The 17,359-nt window shown below is 65.1% G+C and carries 13 protein-coding genes and 1 pseudogene; 9 read left to right on the forward strand and 5 right to left on the reverse strand.

Translation table 11 applies throughout. From position 1 onward, the window contains the following. Window positions 1-19: 19 nt before the first annotated feature. A pseudogene (locus AC50X7_RS10915) lies at window positions 20-127 on the forward strand (TetR/AcrR family transcriptional regulator); the annotation flags it as partial. An 81-nt stretch (window positions 128-208) separates the two neighbouring features. Here the strand turns inward: AC50X7_RS10915 and AC50X7_RS10920 are convergent. Next, window positions 209-1,243 carry a LacI family DNA-binding transcriptional regulator gene (locus tag AC50X7_RS10920; protein WP_307093972.1) on the reverse strand — a complete coding sequence of 345 codons (1,035 nt, stop codon included), beginning with the start codon at window positions 1,241-1,243 and terminating at the stop codon, window positions 209-211. 359 nt (window positions 1,244-1,602) lie between these two features. On the opposite strand from AC50X7_RS10920, the gene AC50X7_RS10925 reads away from it, so the two are divergent. The 5 genes from AC50X7_RS10925 to AC50X7_RS10945 are packed head-to-tail and all read left to right on the forward strand — an operon-like array spanning window position 1,603 to window position 7,525. Then, window positions 1,603-3,048, forward strand: coding sequence for a Gfo/Idh/MocA family oxidoreductase (locus AC50X7_RS10925; RefSeq protein WP_494979018.1), 1,446 nt, complete (start codon window positions 1,603-1,605; stop codon window positions 3,046-3,048). A 24-nt stretch (window positions 3,049-3,072) separates the two neighbouring features. Beyond that, window positions 3,073-4,038 carry an NAD-dependent epimerase/dehydratase family protein gene (locus tag AC50X7_RS10930; protein WP_494979019.1) on the forward strand — a complete coding sequence of 322 codons (966 nt, stop codon included), beginning with the start codon at window positions 3,073-3,075 and terminating at the stop codon, window positions 4,036-4,038. Further along, window positions 4,035-4,940, forward strand: coding sequence for a 5-dehydro-4-deoxyglucarate dehydratase (locus AC50X7_RS10935; protein WP_494979020.1), 906 nt, complete (start codon window positions 4,035-4,037; stop codon window positions 4,938-4,940). The genes AC50X7_RS10930 and AC50X7_RS10935 overlap by 4 nt, the downstream gene beginning before the upstream one ends. Continuing rightward, on the forward strand, window positions 4,940-6,043 hold the full coding sequence (locus AC50X7_RS10940) for a mandelate racemase/muconate lactonizing enzyme family protein (RefSeq protein WP_494979021.1): 1,104 nt from the start codon (window positions 4,940-4,942) through the stop codon (window positions 6,041-6,043). The genes AC50X7_RS10935 and AC50X7_RS10940 overlap by 1 nt, the downstream gene beginning before the upstream one ends. A 30-nt stretch (window positions 6,044-6,073) precedes the next feature. Then, the gene (locus AC50X7_RS10945; protein WP_494979022.1) at window positions 6,074-7,525 is read left to right on the forward strand and encodes an aldehyde dehydrogenase (NADP(+)); all 1,452 of its coding nucleotides are present in this window, start codon (window positions 6,074-6,076) and stop codon (window positions 7,523-7,525) included. A gap of 122 nt (window positions 7,526-7,647) precedes the next feature. On the opposite strand, the gene AC50X7_RS10950 is transcribed toward AC50X7_RS10945, so the two are convergent. From AC50X7_RS10950 to AC50X7_RS10965, 4 genes are read right to left on the reverse strand one after another with little or no spacing between them, the layout of a single operon-like run. Next, window positions 7,648-8,763: a M24 family metallopeptidase gene (locus tag AC50X7_RS10950; protein ID WP_494979023.1), complete on the reverse strand. Its 1,116-nt coding sequence runs from the start codon at window positions 8,761-8,763 to the stop codon at window positions 7,648-7,650. After that, on the reverse strand, window positions 8,760-10,832 hold the full coding sequence (locus tag AC50X7_RS10955; protein WP_494979024.1) for a DUF6807 family protein: 2,073 nt from the start codon (window positions 10,830-10,832) through the stop codon (window positions 8,760-8,762). Before AC50X7_RS10955 ends, AC50X7_RS10950 begins: the two co-directional genes overlap by 4 nt. Further along, entirely contained in the window at window positions 10,832-12,055 is a 1,224-nt protein-coding gene (locus AC50X7_RS10960) for an acetylxylan esterase (protein WP_494979025.1), read from the reverse strand. Before AC50X7_RS10960 ends, AC50X7_RS10955 begins: the two co-directional genes overlap by 1 nt. A gap of 52 nt (window positions 12,056-12,107) precedes the next feature. Then, a complete protein-coding gene (locus tag AC50X7_RS10965) occupies window positions 12,108-13,379 on the reverse strand; it encodes an ABC transporter substrate-binding protein (protein ID WP_494979026.1) in 1,272 nt (423 codons plus the stop codon). A 381-nt stretch (window positions 13,380-13,760) separates the two neighbouring features. Between AC50X7_RS10965 and AC50X7_RS10970 the strand changes: the two genes are divergently transcribed. From AC50X7_RS10970 to AC50X7_RS10980, 3 genes are all read left to right on the forward strand, one after another. Beyond that, a complete protein-coding gene (locus tag AC50X7_RS10970; protein ID WP_494979027.1) occupies window positions 13,761-14,705 on the forward strand; it encodes a carbohydrate ABC transporter permease in 945 nt (314 codons plus the stop codon). After that, window positions 14,695-15,642: a carbohydrate ABC transporter permease gene (locus AC50X7_RS10975; RefSeq protein ID WP_494979028.1), complete on the forward strand. Its 948-nt coding sequence runs from the start codon at window positions 14,695-14,697 to the stop codon at window positions 15,640-15,642. The genes AC50X7_RS10970 and AC50X7_RS10975 overlap by 11 nt, the downstream gene beginning before the upstream one ends. Window positions 15,643-15,892: 250 nt before the next feature. Then, on the forward strand, window positions 15,893-17,251 hold the full coding sequence (locus AC50X7_RS10980; RefSeq protein WP_494979029.1) for an ABC transporter substrate-binding protein: 1,359 nt from the start codon (window positions 15,893-15,895) through the stop codon (window positions 17,249-17,251). The last annotated feature ends 108 nt before the right edge of the window (window positions 17,252-17,359 follow it).

Raw genomic sequence — 17,359 nt, forward strand, 5'->3', positions numbered from 1 at the left:
GCTGCCCATAATGGTCCGGGTAGCGAAGCGGAACCGACGGGAGCCCGGGCTCGCAACGTTGTACGCAGTGGCGTCGGCCACTGCGAACGGCCCGGGCCATGACTCCCACAGATACTTCAAGGATCGCTAGGCCGAAGTGGTCGAAGTTTTTGGCCGCCGACATCCTGAAGCCGCCGGCGCAGCGTTAGCCAACGATTCGGAGATCGGGTCAGCCGTGCACCGTTGAACGGGGGGCCTTGGCCGGGCCGCTGCTGGCCCGCTCCTGGAGCCGCGGCTGGTACCGGCTGCCGGGCGCGTCATTCTCTTCCTTGCGGATCAACGCGCGAAGCTGTTGCCAGGCCTGCTCGCCCAGTTCCGTGATGGGGACGGCTGCTGTGGTGAGGGCAGGGGTGGTGTACCTGGCAAAGGGGATGTCATCGAATCCGGTCACCGAAATGTCGCCCGGAACGTCGACGCCGCGTTCGTGCAGCCCGCTCATCAGCCCCATTGCCACCAGGTCATTGAAGGCAAGGATCCCGGTGGCGCCGCTTTCCAGCACGGCGTCCACGGCTTCATGCCCGGTGTCGAAGTCCGAACCGCCCTCAAGCATCCGGACATCCACCTGCGGATGGGCAGCCCTAAAGGCCTCCAGGCCCTGAAGCCGCATGCCGTTCGAGGCGCTTCGCGGCGGGCCGGCCAAAAATGCCAGGCGGGTGTGGCCCAGGTCCACCAAGTGCTCTGCGAGGTCCTGCACGCCCTGCCCGTAGTCCACCACCAGGCTGGGTACATTCGGGGCCGCAGTGGTGCGGTTGATGAGCACCAGGGGGTGGAGCGACGGCGCAATCTCTTCCAATTCAGCGTCGCTCATGCGCGGGGCGCAGAGGACCAGGCCGTCGCACCGGCGTCGGGCTTCGCCGGCGAGGATGGTTTCTTCGCTGGATACCTCGAAAGAGTCTGCGATCAGAACGCGGTAACCATCTTGCGCGGCGGCCCGGCTCAGGCCGCGAAGAATTGCCTGGAACGTGGGGTTTGCAAGGTCCGGCACCACAATACCGATTGTGTCGGTTTTGCCCAGGGCCAGGCTGCGGCCCACCGGATTGGGCTGGTACTTCAACTCCGCCGCTGCGGCCCGGACGCGGGACGCGATGTCCGGGTCCACAGTGAAGTTGCCGTTCATTACCCGGGATACTGTCGCATGGGACACCCCAGCCTTGACCGCAACATCTGCGATCCCAATCCTGCCGGTTGCCGATCTTCTGGCCATGGTGGTCCTTCCGTAGCGCGGCGGGCCTTGCCCTGCGCTTTGTGCTGCCCGCTGGCAGGTTCTTGCCGCCTTTGCCTGACGGGTACTGAGACAAAGCATATACCGGCGCGGGAAAGCGATTTCTATTGTTTTCCCAAGTTTTCCCGGAACTTTCAGCCTCAAGTGCACACTTCCTCCGGCTTTGGAGTAGAAAACGCTTTCTCTCAGCGCTGATAATGGTTGACGGATGCCCGTCCAGGTTGGTACAAATCTAATAGCGACCTGAGAAAACGCTTTCTTAGCAGGTGCACCCGTGCACCGAATGTCGAACGTCAGAGGCCGCCGGCGCGGCCGGGTATCAGCTTTCGAAAGGGACCCTCATGGTCAACACAGCCGAGTCAAGTACTACTGAAGGGGCGGCTGGAGCTGCCGCAGACGCCGCCACCGCTGCCGGTGCCGCAGGACGCAGCGGTAAAGCGCGCATCGCCTTGATCGGCACCGGCGGCCGCTCCGAGATGTACATCCGCGCCATCTTCGGCAAGCACGCAGACACTGCCGAACTGGTGGCGTTCTCGGACGTCAACCCGGGCCGCGTGGAGTTCTACCAGAAGCTCATCCAGGAACTCGGCGCACCGGGACCTGTCGCATCCTTTGATCCTGCCGACCTCACCGCCTTCATCCGGGACAACACCATCGACCGCGTTGTGGTGACTACGCCGGACTACACCCACGCCGACTACATCGTGGAGGCACTGCGCGCAGGTGCCGACGTCGTCGTCGAAAAGCCCCTCACCATCGACGCCGAGGGCTGCCGCCGCATCACCCAGGCCGTCCATGAAACCGGCCGCAACGTAGTGGTCACCTTCAACTACCGCTACTCGCCGCGCAACAGCGCCCTCAAGGAAATCATCCAGAGCGGCGTGATCGGCAAGGTCACCTCCATCGACTTCAGCTGGGTCCTGGACACTGTGCACGGCGCGGACTACTTCCGCCGCTGGCACCGTGAGAAGAAGAACTCCGGCGGCCTGCTGATCCACAAGGCCTCCCACCACTTCGACCTCGTCAACTGGTGGATCGACGACGTCCCCGAGCGCGTGTTCGCCTCCGGCGGCCTGAAGTTCTACGGCGACAAGAACGCTGCAGAGCGCGGCCTTGGCCCCCGCCCCGAACGCGGTACGCCGGACGCCGGTGCCCCGGCCACCGCCGAAAAGGACCCGTTCACCCTGGACCTGCGGGAAGATGAGCGCCTCAAGGCGCTGTTCCTGGACAACGAGCACTACGACGGCTACCGCCGCGACCAGGACGTTTTCACCGAAGGCATCACCATCGAGGACAACCTCGCGCTGGTCGTGGAGTACCAGGGCGGCCCGCGCCTGAGCTACTCCCTGAACGCCCACAGCCCCTGGGAGGGCTACCGCGTGGCGGTCAACGGAACCGAAGGCCGCGCCGAGCTGGAGGTTGTGGAACGCGCCGCCGTCGAATCCAGCACGGACAAGAAGACCGTGGTGGACCCGAGCGCAACCCCCATCGAAGAGGGTGACGCCATCCGCCGCAACGGCGAACGCCTCGTGGTCCAGCGCCACTGGGAAGCCGCCTACGAAGTGCCGATCGTCAACGGCGAAGGCGGCCACGGCGGCGGCGACGAGCTCCTCCTGTCCGATCTCTTCAACGGCCCGGGCGAGGATCCGCTGGGACGCCCCTCCGGCTACCTGGACGGGCTGCGTTCCGTCTCGGTGGGCATCGCCGGCAACCGCTCCCTTGAGTCCTCCCTGCCCGTGCGCATCGAAGACCTGGACCTCGGCGTCGACCTCCGACGCGGCAACTGACGCACGGCCCAAAAGGAAAACACCATGAGCAAAATCTTTGTCACAGGCGGCTCCGGCCGCCTGGGCCGTAGCGTTGTGGCCGGACTCGCCGGAAAGGGCCACCAGGTCATCTCGGTGGACCGCGACGCCGTCCCGGCGGACCAGCTGCCGGCCGGCGTCGTGCAGGAAACTGCCGACCTCCTGGCCCCGGGCGAGGCGCTCCGCCTCCTGCGGCAAACCACGCCCGACGCCGTTATCCACCTTGCGGCGATAGCGGTACCGTTCAGCGCGCCCGAGGACGTCATTTTCGCCACGAACACGCGGCTCGCCTTTGCCGTCGTCAGTGCGGCGACGGAAGTCGGCGTGCAGAAAATCGTGACCGCCAGCAGCCCCACCGTGCTGGGCTACGGTTCACCCGCGGGCTGGCTTCCGCCGTCATTCCCACTGGATGAGCGGACTCCGCCAAAGCCGTGGAACGCGTACGCTCTGTCCAAGCTCATTGCGGAGCAGACCGTGCAGACATTCGCTGCCGCCCAGGGCGGGAAGATCCGCTATGCGGCGTTCCGCCCCTGCTTCGTGATCTCGCCGGAGGAATGGGAAGGGGCGCCAACGCAGCAGGGCCACACCCTTGCTGAACGGCTGGCCGATCCCGCCCTGTCCGCACCCGCGCTGTTCAACTACGTGGATGCCCGGGACGTGGCGGACTTCCTGGACCTGCTGCTGGAGAAGATGCCGTCCATCCCTAACGGGGAAACCTTTTTCGTCGGAGCCGCGGACGCCCTTGCCACCGCGCCCCTGGCGGAACTGATGCCGCAATTCCTGCCCGGCAGCGAGGCCATCAGCGCAGGACTCACCGGCACCAGCCCGGCGTTCTCCATTGCCAAGGCACAGGAACTCCTGGGTTGGCACCCCACGCGCAGCTGGCGCACCGAACTCAAGTCCCACCCCACCCTCAACGACGAGAACTCCGCGCTGGTCAGTGCCGGCAGCGGAGCCAAGGAGACACCATGAAATTCGACGGCGTACTGTTCTTTCCCGTCACCCCCTTCACGGCCGAAGGCGCCGTTGACGTGGAACTGCTCAAGGAGCACATCAGCTCCCGGCTTCCGTTCGGGCCCGGCGGCGTTTTTCCCGCCTGCGGCACCGGCGAATTCCACGCCCTCAGCATTGAGGAGGTCAGCAAGGTAGTGACGGCCGCCGTCGAGGTTGTTGCCGGAAAAGTACCCGTAGTAGCCGGAGCCGGCGGACCGCTGGGCCACGCCATGGCAGCGGCCCGGGCAGCCGAAGAGGCCGGCGCCGATGCGCTTCTGGTGCTGCCGCCGTACCTGGTGACCGGCCCCGCCGACGGGCTGGTGGCTTACATCGAGGCCATCGCCGGTGCCAGCAGCCTGCCGGTGATCGTCTACCACCGCGGCAACGCCAAGTTCACCGCAGCGTCGATGGCACGCCTGGCCGCCAACCCCAAGGTCATCGGCTTCAAGGACGGCTTGGGCGATGTTGGCCTGGCTCAGGAAATCGTGTCGGCCGTGCGTGCCACCGGACGCGAGGACTTCGCCTTCTTCAACGGGCTGCTGACCGCCGAACTGACCCAGGGCGCCTACCGCGGCCTCGGTATCCCGCTCTACTCCTCCGCCGCTTTTGCGATGGCCCCGGAAATTGCCAAGGCCTACTACGACGCGTACGTGGCCGGCGACGAGGACCGCCGGAATGCCCTGCTTGAAGGCTTCTACGCACCGCTGGTCCGCCTCCGCGACCAGACCCCCGGTTTCGGCGTTTCGCTGATCAAGGCGGGCCTGCGCCTGGGCGGCCTGCCGGTGGGCTCCGTCCGCCCGCCGCTGGTGGATCCCACCGAGGAGCAGCTGGTGCAGCTGAAGGCCATCCTCGCCAGGGGCTACGAGCTGGCTGGCCGCTGATGAGTGCCCCCGCAGCTGTTGCTGTCCGCACCGTCCCGCGCATTACGGGCCTTTCCACCCGGCTCATCACGGTTCCACTGCGGCGCAGCTGGGGTGTTGAGGCGCCGGAAAACCACGTGATCGTCACGGAAATCAGGACGGACGACGGCGGCGCGGGGCATGGTTTCTCCTGGACGCCCACCATCGGGCCGCAGGCCGTCAAGGCACTGCTGGACTATGACATCGCGCCGTTCGTTTCCGGGTTGCCCGCCAACCCGGAAACGGTCTGGGACGCCGTGTGGAAACGGCTGCACGAGGCCGGCGGCGGGGGACTGACCACCATAGCGATGGCCGGGGTGGATCTGGCGCTGTGGGACCTGCAGGCTTCCCGCGCCAATACCTCCGTCACCGGATTCGTAGGGCAGCGCCAGGAATCCGCGGAGGTGTACGGCTCCGGGGTTAATCTGCACTACACCCTGGAAGAACTGGTGGCGCAGACTGAACGGTGGGTTGCCGCGGGGCACCGGGCGGTCAAGATCAAAGTGGGCAAGCCGGACATCCGCGAGGATGCCGAACGTGTTGCCGCCGTCCGCTCGGCCCTGGGGCCGGACCGGAAGCTGATGATCGACGCCAACCAGCGGTGGGACCTGCCCACCACCCTGAAGGCGCTGGATGCGCTGGCCGGATTCGGCCTGGAGTGGCTCGAGGAACCCATCCGCGCGGACGACCTCTGGGCCTACCGCAGGCTCCGCAAGCATTCCCCGGTGCCGATCGCCCTCGGTGAAAACCTGCACACCATTTACCGCTTCCGGGATTTCATCGAAGCGGAAGCAGTGGACATCATCCAGCCGAACATCATCCGGGTAGGTGGCATCACACCGTTCCGGAGAATTGTGGAGCTTGCCAGGACCAACAGCATCAAGGTAATGCCGCACCTGCTCCCGGAGCTGTCCGGCCAGCTGGCCCTAACGCTCGCCGAGCCCACACTGGTGGAGGACGTGGAGGAGGCATCCTTTGAGAAGCTCGGGATCCTGGCCGGCCCGTCGCCGGTCCGGTTCAGGGACAGCCGGGTGACGCTCACGGACCAGCCCGGCCTCGGCTTCCGGTTTCACGACGCACCGTAAGAACGTACATCCATAGAACAGGTACCCCACGTGACAACTGCAACCCTTCCCCTGTCCGAGCTCACGGCCGCCGCCACAGAAGCAGCCAAAATTTCCGCAGCGGCCTCGGACGCCGAACGCGCCGCCTGGCTCACCGCTGTGGCTGATGCGCTTGATGCCAACGCCGCAGAATTGGTGGAGCTTGCCGATTCCGAAACCAGTCTGGGGGCACCCCGCCTCACCGGGGAAGTAGCTCGCACCACGGGCCAGCTGCGCCTGTTCGCCCGCGTCATCACCGAAGGTTCCTACCTCGAGGCCGTGATCGACCACGCAGACCCGAGTTCCACACCGCCCAAGCCGGACCTCCGCCGCATCCTGCGGCCCATCGGTCCTGTGGCGGTTTTCTCCGCGTCCAACTTCCCGTTCGCCTTCTCGGTGGCTGGCGGAGACACCGCCTCTGCCCTGGCCGTAGGCTGCTCCGTGATCGTCAAGGCCCACTCGGGCCACCTGCGGCTCTCCGAACGGACCGCCGGGATTGTGGCAGAGGCATTGCGTGCCGCTGGAGCGCCGGAAGGGCTCTTCGCCCTAGTCAGCGGCCGTGAGGTGGGAACCGCACTGGTGCAGGAGCCCGCCATCAAGGCAGTTGGCTTCACCGGCTCCATCCCCGGCGGCCGTGCCCTCTTTGACTTGGCCACGTCGCGCCCCGAGCCCATCCCGTTCTACGGTGAACTCGGCAGCCTGAACCCGGTGGTTGTCACCGAGGCTGCGTTGGCGGAGCGCTCCGGGCAACTGGCGGAGGGACTGGCAGGATCCTTCACCCTTGGCGCCGGACAGTTCTGCACGAAGCCCGGCCTGGTCTTCACCCCGGCCGGGACCGACTTCGCGGCGAAAGTGGCGGCAGCCAGCAAGGACAAGCCTGCCCTCGGCATGCTTACCAGCCGGATCGCCGAGGCGTACCCTGACGGTCTGCGCGGCTTCGCTTCCGTCGAGGGCGTGGACGTGGTCAGCGGCAGCGTGGACCAGGACGCAGTATCCGACGGAGCCGCTCCCGTGGTCTTCTCCACCTCCGCCGCGAAGGTCCTGGAGCGTCCCGAGGAACTGCTGGAGGAGTGCTTCGGCCCCACCACCATGCTGATCGAATACACCGACCAGGAGGAGCTCGCCGCGGTCCTGGCCAAGGTGCCCGGCAGCCTCACCGCCACGGTGCACGCCCAGCCGGGCGAGGACGTCAGCGCGCTCGTGGATCAGCTGTCCAACCTCGCCGGGCGCGTCCTCTTCGACGGTTGGCCCACGGGCGTGGCCGTCAACTGGGCACAGCAGCACGGCGGCCCCTACCCGGCCACCACCTCGCTGTTTACCTCTGTGGGCGCGACGGCGGTGCGCCGGTTCCAGCGTCCGGTCGCGTACCAGGATGCCCCCGAAGCGGTCCTGCACCCGGCACTGCGCGAGAGCAACCCGCTGGGCATCGCGCGCCGCGTCGACGGGGAACTGCAACTTCCGTAGAACGCCCGCTCAGATGATGTCGTCTCAAGCGAAACGCTCTCTCAGTTAAGGCCGGGATTACGGCCGTAACTGAGAGAGCGTTTTGTGTTTGGCGGCAGGATGTGAGCGAGCGTCTGAACTGCCTACAGCTGAAGGGTGGCAGGCCGTGCGAGTCCGTTGACCGTCGTCGCGGGCCACCGGGGATCCACGGTGAGGACCTGCAGGCCCGCTTCCATGAGCTGGACAGTGTCCTCGATCTTGACGCCGGGCCCCGACGGGTTCCACGTGAAGGCCTGGTTTACCACCACCGTGTCCGAGGCGGCAGCGGTGACGCGGGGGTCGCGGCCTGCGTAGCCGGCGGGCCCGCCCTGATGGTGCTGTTCCCACTGTTCGGAACCGAAACCATGCCGGGTGTAGGCGGCCTGGATCTCACTAAAAATCCGGTCCAGCCTAGCGCCGGGGACCGTGGCGTCGAAGATGTCGGCCTCCACTGCTGCGATCCGGGCCTCGGCGTCGCGCTCTTCGGGAGTGCCGGCGTCGAACCTTACCCAGCGGGTGATGTTGGCAACCAAGCCGTCCCTGCGGGCGCACACCACGGCCATGGCGCGGCGGCCCAGGGGCGAGTGGGTGGCCAGTGGATGCCGGAAGTCGCTCCGGCTGCTGCCGTTGCACAGCAGGACCAACGGCTCTGCGCCGGCGGCGACAACCCGGGCGGCCAGGGCGGATACCAGCTCGAATTCGGTGGTTTCCGGCCGGGCCGTGGAGAGGACATCGGTCATGATCGCCGCCACGTCCGAACTTAGGCGGGCGTAGCGGGCGCTCTCAGCAGGGAGCAGCTGCTGGCGAGCCGCGCGCAACTCAGCAGCTACTGCTGCTTCGGCCAGCGGCGCGGCGTTCCCGGCAATGCCGACGGCGGCCGCCACCTCGTGGAGGTTGCTGTACCAGGGCACCGAATGGAGGGAGACGCCGGAGGGCAGTTCCTCGGCGGCGATGCGGCCGGCTTCATTGTTGAAGGTGACCAGGTGGTCGCCATCGTGGTCCACGAGGACCGCCGCGATGGGATCGCCGGCCAGGCTGATGTGCACGCGGCTGCCGTCCAGGTACCAGGTCAGCGCTGTGTGGGTGGTGAGCAGCAGGGAATCCTGGCCCTCGGCATCGAGGATGTCCAGGACACGGCGCCGCTTGATGGCGCGGTCCTCCGGGGAGGCCGGTGCCGCCCTGCCTGAAAGCGCTACTGTGTCTGCTGTTGTCTGGCTCATGAACGGTTCCCCTGCCGGTTGATCAATGTTTCGATCTCTGCTGTGCCCAGGATGCCGTCGGCCACAAAAACGGTGATGCTGCGCTGCACGGGAGTACCCGGTTCAGAGATGACCGGGGTATCCCAGGCCAATGACTGTCCAACTCCCGGGTAGCCGTCCACCCGGACGAACCAGGGGTCGGTGGAACCTTCCGCCGCCGCAAAAACGAGGGTGGCACTGCCGCCTGGAAACTCCCCCGCCCAGGCGAGCCAGGGTGTTACGGAGCCGTGCACCTCGGATTCCCCGGTGCCGGCCGGCGTCCATATTGCGGCCCCGTCACAGGCGGGCAGCCGCCAGAAGAATCCGCCGTACCCGCCTTCGTGGCGGCCGTTGGAGCCGGGGCTGCCAAGACTGACGGGCTGGCCACCGGCGGGGGAGAGGGCGAAGTCCAGAGATAGCTGCCAGGCGGACGAGCTGACGCCGGACCACGTCCAGGTCCGGTCCTCAACCAGGATCGGAGAGCCGTCGGGCCGGTTCCAGCTCAAGGTTTCCTGCAGCCGGCCGTCCGGGCCGCCTGACCGGGCATCCGTTTCTTCAAGAGACGTTCCGGTGCTGCTGATGCTGCCGTGGTCCGGGCGCCAGACGTACCGCCCGGCTTCACGGGTATAGGTGCGGCCGCCCCAGAAGTTGATGCCGTCCACGTCCTGCAGCGCGACGCCTGCGCCGAGGTGCCACACGTGGTCCAGTGGCTGGTGGTCCGTCACAACGGCGCCGTTGAGGGTGCGGACGGGGTGCAGGTAGGGCCGCGGCGACGAAACGTCCCGGATCCGGCGGCCGTCCTGGTAATCGGCAACAGCATTGCCGTCTACGGTCAACGTGCGGACGGGCGGGAGTTTCCGTGCCCAGGGCACTCCCAGTTCGGCGAAGGTGGCCTGGGCCTTGGCGGCGCGTTCCATCAGGGGGCCGATGCCGTGGACTACCGGATGGGCGTCGTCGCCCTCACCTTCCCACGTGATGTAGTCCGCGCTGATGGGCTGCGGTGCCGGTGCAGTGCGGATGGCCTCCAGCACTGTGGTGAAGGCGCCGGTGTCCGGAAGTGAGCAAAGCAGCGGGGCACCAGTGGAGCGGGCGTCCAACAGATTCTCCAGCAGGTCTGCGCGGCCGAACGTCTGCCGGCGCTCGCCGTCGGCTGTGCTGATGACCACCTCGTCCTCCGTGTAGAAGAGTGTGATCTCGCCGCGGGTGCCGTGCACCGTGACGGAGGGATTCTGTTGTTCGGGTGCGCACAGTGTCAGCCCGCAGAGCAACGTGGTGCCCCCGGTGGTGCGGACGCGGATGATGGAGGTGTCGTCACTCTGGGTCTCATGGGCCCGGTACAGATCCGTTTCCACTGACTGAACATCCGCGAGCGTGTGTGCCCCCGCCATCTGAAGGGCAGTGGCAACGGCGTGGGCCAGGGCGTTTGTTGCAACGCCGTCCACCACGTCGATGCCGTTCAGGCTGCGCTTTCCTGCCCACCGGGACCGCTTGAAGTACGCCTTGCTGCGCACCCACTGCCCTCTGGCGCTCAGGCCGAGGACGTCCCCGATGCCGCCGGACTCCACCAGGTTCCTGATGGCCGGCAACGCGTGCGACCCCAAGCTTTGAAAGCCCACCTGGACCAGCCGTCCTGAAGCCTCGGCCGCGGCCAGCACCTCCTGGAACTGGGCGAGGGACGCCACCGGCGGCTTCTCAACATAAACGTCCTTGCCTGCTGCCAACGCGGCAAGGGCTAGGGGAGCATGCGACTGGATGGGGGTGGCAAGGATTACGACGTCGACGCCGGGCTCCGCTGCCAGCAACTGTGCAAGGTCATCGAAGACGGCAACCGACCCCGCCAGCCGTCCCTCCGCCGGCGGGTTGGGGTCCGCCACCGCGGCCAGTTCCAGCGCGCCGGCTGCCTCAAGCCGAGCCAGGTTGGCAAGGTGGCGTTCGCCGAATCCGTGGACGCCTACCAGGGCTATCCGCGGAACTGCTGCCTGGTCAGTTGCTGGCGCCGGATGGCCAGCCGGGAGGGTGCTGTTCTCCGCGGTGGCGGCTTGCTGAAACATCAGGAGGTTCCTCGAGGGCTGAAGGTGGTTTGGACGTCGGGAGTGCCGGCAGCTGCCGGGCTGGGTGGGTGCGCCTGCTCGCCGTGCAGCGTGCCGGACAGGAAGTCGAGCGCTTCCTCCTGCATGTCGGCCGTGAAAACGTGGCCGCCCGGCCAGAAGCTTCCGGTGTAGCTTCCGGGGCCGTGCAGCGACTCCAAGGTGCGGTGGGCGTCGCGCATGCCGATTTCTGGAAAGAGTTCATCGGCCAGGGCGAATTGCACCAGCAGTCCGCGGGCCCCTGATCTTGCCGTGAGCTCCGGCCAGTCACCGAGCCGCCACAGCCCAGGAGTCTGCAACAGCCAAGAATGGGCGTCCAGGTGGGCGGGAAGCAGCGACTGGAAAGTGGTCATCATGCACGTCACCACGTAGCTGCGGATCCGTGGGCTCAGGGCGGCAAGAGCCAGGGAGCGGCCGCCGCCACCGGAAAAACCGATGCAGCCCAGCCGGTCCTGATCCACGCCCGGCAGCCCGGCGAGGACTTCCAGGGCAGCCAGGTCGTCGTGGGCTACCATGCCGGCCAGGCTGGTGCCCAAGAGGCCGGCGGTCTTGGCCACGGTTTCCTCGTGGAATGAGGCGGCGGCGTTGTATTCGTCAGCATCGGAAGGCACGACGCCGCCCTCCCGCCACTGCGCCTGCCTTGCCTCCAGCGCTGCCGCGGTCCGCCACGGCGGAACCGAGAGGTCGAAGCGGCGGCTGCCCCAGGCGAAGGTGTCGTGGGCGAGGACGGCAAAACCCTGCCGGGCCACCTCGGTGGCGAGGGCACGGCCGTCGTAGTGGCCTGCCCGCGCGTTTTCCGCGGACGGGTGGGATTCCGGGAGCTCCACCAGCCGGTCGGCGCCACCGAACTTGTTGCCCCCGTGGCAGTGCAGGGCAAGGACACCGGGCAGGGGGCCGGGAACGCCGGCCGGCTTGATCAGCCAGCCAGTAGTGCGGGGGCCGAAGCCCAGCTGCCAGCTGAGCTGTGAGGTGGTGACGCCGTCGTACGTCTCCTGCCAGTGGACCGTTACCTCTGGCCGCTGCTGCGCACCCGGTACCCCAAGCGCGTCGGCAAGTTCCTGCGCCGTCGGGGTTGCTCCCTGGTACCGGGGGTGCTGCTGGACGTAGGCAGGCCAGTCGTCGTAGCCGGCGATCGCGCTGGGCCGCGGCAGCCGTGCGTCATTGGTCAGTTCGATATTGCGGCTCACTGGCCTGCCTCCTTTTCCGTTTGATAGTGCGAAATTGGCATGTGCGTGGGGTTTAGCCGAGGTTCGAGTTGACCTCTTGGATCATGGCCTTGGCAGCATCCCGCGGGGAGGTCTTTCCGAACAATACATCCGAGTTGAGCCGGTTCAGGACCTCCATGGTGGCCGATGAACCGGCAGGGAAAGGCAGCGGCGGTTCGATCTTCAGCTCAGCGATGCGGTCCAGGTACTCCGCTTCCTTCTGCTGGGATTCCTTGAGGAGGGGTGTGATCGCCGCCTTGAGTTCGGTGTTGGCAGGCATGCCGCGGTCGCTCTTGATCTTGGTGGCAGCGTCCACGTTGTTCACGAGGTAATTGATGAACATGGCTGCTTCCTTGGGGTGCGCCGACTTGGACGAGATGGCGTACTCCATGGAGGACCGCAGCCAGGTGCCCGGCTCCTTGCTCTCGTTCGGCAGCTTCATCATGACCAGCGGTGAACCGGAGTAGGAGTTCATCTGGTTGCTCCAGGAGATCTTCATGCCTTGCTTGCCCTGGCCCATCAACGTCAACTCAGGCTGGGCCGAGTTGTCCTCAACAGTCTGGGAAGCGGACGGTGCCCCGCCGGTTTCCATCAGCTTCTTGTTCATCTCGAACCACTTTGTGGCGGTGTCCTCGCTGATGCCGAGCTTCTTGCCGTCCTCGGTGTAGAGGTCCTCGCCGTGCTGGCGGGCCCATACTGCCAGGAACGAGTCGTTGGTCATGGGGGTGGTGCCGAATGTCCCCTTGGGGGACTTCCTGGTGATCTCGGCGGCGATTTCCGCGTAGTCGTCCCAGGTCCAGGTCTCGTCATCGGGCAGCTCAACTCCAGCGGCCTGGAAGACCTTTGGATCGATCACCATGGACATGGAATTAACGCCGGCGGTGATGGTGTACTGCTTGCCGTCAATCTTTCCGAGATCCACTGTGCCCTCGGCAAACTTTGAAGTGTCGATCTGGTCCTTGACCTTGTCGAGGTCCAGCAGCACACCCCGGCTCGCGTACTCGCTGGGGTAGGCGCCGCTCATGGCGAAAACGTCGGGGGTGGTGCCGCCGGCGATCTGGGTGGCCATCTTGTCCCAGTAGGAACTGAACTCGGTGTTTTCTCCCTGAACCTTGATGGTGGGGTTCGCGGCTTCGAAGTCCTTGATGACTTCGAGGGTGGTCTTGGCACGGGAATCGTTGCCCCACCAGGCGAAGCGGATGGTGACGGGATCTTCGACCGTCCCCACCTTGCCGGCTTCCGGGCTGCTGTTGCCACAGCCGGTCAAAACCAGTGCCAGCGCAGCTGTTGCCCCGGCGACTGCCATTGATGACTTTTTGAGACTAAACCTCATTGTCCTGCCCCTTAGTAAGTGATTTACCTTGAAGTGACGCCCGCTACAGAAAGCGCTTTCTCAAAAACTAACAAAGGGCTATACAAGAGTCAAGAAACCGTTTACTTTGGTACGGAGCCGCTTTTGAATCCGAACCACCGCCAGGTGGAAGATCGGCTGATCGCCTCTCCTGGTCCGCTTCCGACGGAAGCACAGCCGGAGCGGCGCGCGTCCCTTATCGCCCCGGCGATACCAACACGTGAAGGCCACGATGACCAAAGGAGACCACATGGCCGCTAAACACATACCCAGGGCACCGCGCCCGGCTGGAAGGCCGGCTGCAGCGGGCCTGCTTCACGGAACGGGGTTGCCGCAGTGAGTGCCATCAGCGAACTCAGCTCGATATCCCGGCGGAAGGGCAAGGCCACCGCCGAAGAGAAGAAGGCGAACAGCCGCGACAACAAGGCGGCCTATATCTTCCTGCTGCCGTGGCTGGTGGGCCTCATTGCCATCACCATCGGTCCGATGCTGATGTCCCTTTACTTGTCCTTCACGGACTACAACCTCCTCCAGCCCCCGGAGTGGGTCGGGTTGGATAACTTCGCCCGGATGCTCACGGACGCGCGGCTGCACAACTCGCTCGGCGTGACCTTCACTTATGTATTCGTCGGTGTTCCGCTCCAGCTGGCTGTGGCGCTGCTGATCGCCCTCGTCCTGGATAAGGGCCTGCGCGGTCTGCCGTTTTACCGCTCGGTGTTCTACCTGCCGTCCCTCCTGGGCGGGTCGGTCGCCGTGGCCATCCTCTGGAAGCAGATCTTCGGCACAACCGGCCTGGTCAACCAGGTCCTGGCGATGTTCGGCATCCAGGGTCCGGGCTGGATTTCAGACCCCAGCACGGCTCTTGGTTCCATCATCCTGCTCCACGTCTGGACCTTCGGGGCCCCCATGATCATCTTCCTGGCCGGCCTACGCCAGATCCCCACCATGTATTACGAGGCCGCGAAGGTTGACGGCGCTACAACCCTCCAGCAGTTCTGGCGTATCACCCTGCCGATGCTGAGCCCCATCATCTTCTTCAACCTGGTACTGCAAATCATCGGTTCCTTCCAGTCGTTCACCCAGGCGTTCATCGTCTCCGGCGGTAACGGCGGGCCCTCGGACTCCACCATGTTCTTCACCCTGTACCTCTACCAAAAGGGGTTCGGCCAGTTCGACATGGGCTACGCGTCCGCCATGGCTTGGCTCCTGCTGGTGATCATCGGCATCTTCACCGCCATCAACTTCATCGCTTCTAAGTATTGGGTTTTCTATGACGACTAAGCTTGAGACGCTGCCCACCCCGGAGAAGAAGTCTGCCGGCGCGGGCAAGCCAACGAACCGCCGCAAGCCCAAAGTCAGGGAGTCCCGGGGCACCCTGGCCTTCAGCAAGGCGCAGCGCAGCAAAGCGCTGATGAAACATGCAATCCTGATCCTGGCCGGTGCACTGATGATCTACCCGCTGCTGTGGATGGTGGTTTCCTCGCTGCGGCCCAACGAGCTGATTTTCCGCGAGCCTGGCCTCTGGCTGAACAGCCTGGAAATGAGCAACTACACCTCCGGCTGGTCCGCCCTGACCCACCCCTTCGGCCACTACATGATCAACTCCGCGATCGTGGTGATCGGATCGATCCTGGGCAACCTGATTTCCTGCTCAATGGCCGCGTACGCCTTCGCACGGCTGCAGTTCACCGCCAAGAAGCTGCTGTTTGGCATCATGTTGCTGACCATCATGCTTCCGTTCCACGTGGTTATCGTGCCGCAGTACATCCTGTTCTCGCAGATTGGCTGGGTGAACACCTTCTGGCCGCTGATCGTGCCCAAGCTCCTGGCGACGGAAGCGTTTTTCGTCTTCCTGATGGTCCAGTTCATTCGCGGCATACCCAAGGATCTCGACGAGGCCGCCCGTATCGACGGCGCCGGGCACCCGCGCATCTTCCTGCGGGTCATCCTGCCCCTGATGGTGCCGGCCTTGGCCACCACCACCATCTTCACCTTCATCTGGACCTGGAACGACTTCTTTGGCGCCCTGATCTACCTGACGGATCCCGATATGTTCACCGTCCCGGTAGCGCTGCGGGCCTTCGTCGATTCGCAGTCCGCCACGAGCTGGGGATCGCTGTTCGCGATGTCCATCGTGTCCCTCCTGCCGGTATTCCTGGTCTTCCTCTTTGGCCAGCGGTTCCTCATCAAGGGCATCGCGACCACCGGCATCAAGTAGCCTCTGCCGCTCGCGCTCGCTGTTTGTGCTGCAGGGGAACGGCTTTTGGTGAGACGGCCCGTCCAATGGTGGGCCGTCTCCGCCGTTACGAAAGAGTCATCAAAAACTTCTTGTAATACAAGTTCAGCACTTGTAGCATTAGGTCCAGAAAGCGGTTTCCCGCCTTCCCCTCCTGCTCTTGGTTTCATCCCCCCAACATCCCCCGCACCTGATCAACCAGCACCATGATCAAAGAAGATCGGAGTATCCAGTGCCGCTTTTTTCCCGCCCTGCGTCTGCTGCCAAGCTATCGGCAGAGACACCCTCCACGGGCGCACGCCGTCCGCTGCGTAAAACCGGCCTCGTAGCAGCGGCCGCCGCCGTCGTAATGGCCCTTAGCGCCTGTGGCGGGGGAGCCGCTTCGGAAAGCGCTGATGGTCCCGTTGAACTGCGGTTCTCCTGGTGGGGTGGCGACAAGCGTGCGCAGCTGACCCAGGAAGCCATCAAGCAGTTCGAGGCTGAAAACCCGAACATCAAGATCAAGCCCGAGTTCGGCGACTGGAGCGGTTATTGGGACAAGCTTGCCACCCAGGTGGCCGCAAACGATGCGCCGGACATCATCCAGATGGACGAGAAGTACATCACGGAGTACTCCAGCCGCGGCGCGCTTCTTGACCTCTCCAAGTACGAGATCGACACCTCCAAGCTCGACGAAGCGGCACTCAACGCCGGCAAGAGCGAGGACGGGCTGACCGGCATTGCGGCAGGCATCAACGCCGCCACCATCCTGGCCAACCCGAAGGTTTTTGAAGCTGCCGGTGTTCCGCTGCCCGATGACTCCAAGTGGACCTGGGACGACTTCGAACGGATCGCCTCCGAGATCACGCAGAAGTCCCCGAAGGGTACTTTCGGCGCCGCCGCCTATGGCACGGACGAGGCTTCGCTTGGCGTTTGGCTCCGCCAGAACGGCAAGTCCCTGTACACCTCCGAGGGCAAGCTGGGCTTTGAGCCGAGCGACATCGCCGAATGGTGGGAATTCCTGAAGCAGCTCAGCCAGAACAAGGCGGTTCCCACGGCATCCGAGGTGGTGGAAGCTGAAGCTGCCCCGCTTGACCAGTCCGGACTCGCCACCGGCAAGAACGGCATGGCGTTCTGGTGGTCCAACCAGGCTCCTGCTTTGGAAAAGGCATCCGGCGCTGACCTGAAGATCCTGCGGTTCCCCACCAAGACCGGATCCTCCGCTGATGCCGGACTTTGGTACAAGGCATCGCAGTTCTGGTCAGCCTCTTCACGCACCAAACACCCTGAGGAAACCGCCAAGTTCATCAACTTCCTCACCAACAACGTCAAAGCCGGCGAAACCCTCCTGGCCGACCGCGGCGTTTACCCGAACTCGGACGTCCGGACAGCCATCGAATCCAAGCTGACCCCCGCCGACGTCAAGGTGGTCAAGTTCATCGACCAGATCAAGGATGAGCTCGGCGAGGCTCCCGCCCCGCCGCCGAAGGGTGCCGGCGCAATCCAGGAAATCATCAAGCGCTACACCTCCGAGGTTCTCTTCGAACGGCTCTCCACGGACGAAGCCGGCAAGAAGGCACATGCCGAGATGGCGTCCGCTATCAGCAGCTAGATTTCTGGCCGCCAACAACACGACTCTGGACGACTTGGGAAGAAGGCTCCTCCACCCATAACGTCCGACGGCGGGTGGCAGCTCCGTCCCGGTGGGAACCTTTGGTTC

This window comes from Pseudarthrobacter sp. Hb11 (assembly GCF_059383655.1).

What these genes read in the sequence shown, in the direction of transcription:
- AC50X7_RS10925 (WP_494979018.1), top strand. Translation starts at nt 1,603, where the DNA reads ATGGTCAACACAGCCGAGTCAAGTACTACTGAAGGGGCGGCTGGAGCT.
- AC50X7_RS10920 (WP_307093972.1), bottom strand. Translation starts at nt 1,243, where the DNA reads ATGGCCAGAAGATCGGCAACCGGCAGGATTGGGATCGCAGATGTTGCG.
- AC50X7_RS10975 (WP_494979028.1), top strand. Translation starts at nt 14,695, where the DNA reads ATGACGACTAAGCTTGAGACGCTGCCCACCCCGGAGAAGAAGTCTGCC.
- AC50X7_RS10955 (WP_494979024.1), bottom strand. Translation starts at nt 10,832, where the DNA reads ATGTTTCAGCAAGCCGCCACCGCGGAGAACAGCACCCTCCCGGCTGGC.
- AC50X7_RS10940 (WP_494979021.1), top strand. Translation starts at nt 4,940, where the DNA reads ATGAGTGCCCCCGCAGCTGTTGCTGTCCGCACCGTCCCGCGCATTACG.
- AC50X7_RS10950 (WP_494979023.1), bottom strand. Translation starts at nt 8,763, where the DNA reads ATGAGCCAGACAACAGCAGACACAGTAGCGCTTTCAGGCAGGGCGGCA.
- AC50X7_RS10965 (WP_494979026.1), bottom strand. Translation starts at nt 13,379, where the DNA reads ATGGCAGTCGCCGGGGCAACAGCTGCGCTGGCACTGGTTTTGACCGGC.
- AC50X7_RS10930 (WP_494979019.1), top strand. Translation starts at nt 3,073, where the DNA reads ATGAGCAAAATCTTTGTCACAGGCGGCTCCGGCCGCCTGGGCCGTAGC.
- AC50X7_RS10935 (WP_494979020.1), top strand. Translation starts at nt 4,035, where the DNA reads ATGAAATTCGACGGCGTACTGTTCTTTCCCGTCACCCCCTTCACGGCC.